1 protein-coding gene is annotated in these 255 nt (G+C 63.1%); it reads left to right on the top strand.

Annotated elements, in window-relative coordinates:
- Positions 1–255, top strand: a 255-nt coding sequence (locus GQB03_RS22810) for a Mu transposase domain-containing protein (RefSeq protein ID WP_407644558.1), incomplete at both ends; no start/stop codon positions are given.

The raw sequence follows: 255 nt of genomic DNA, 5'->3' as shown, positions 1-255 counted from the left end.
AGTTGAAGCACCCCGAGTACGAACTGACGATCGCGGAGATGCTTGAGCACGAACAGCCGCAGCTGATGCCGATGATCGCCCCGTTCGACGGCTACGTCGAAGAGACCGGGCGGGTCTCCAGCACCTGTCTGGTGAGCGCGGCCCGCAATCATTACTCCGTGCCGTGCGAGTTGGCCGGTCGGCTGATCAGCAAGCGCTTCTACCCCGAGCGCATCGATGTCGTCTTCGACGATCGTGTGGTGGCGAGCCATGGGC

It is taken from the genome of Cognatazoarcus halotolerans (assembly GCF_009800965.1).
In the GTDB taxonomy this organism is placed as follows: Bacteria; Pseudomonadota; Gammaproteobacteria; order Burkholderiales; family Rhodocyclaceae; genus Cognatazoarcus; species Cognatazoarcus halotolerans.
Note: the sequence above shows the minus strand (reverse complement) of the source record. Positions and strands in the feature narration are given on the sequence as shown.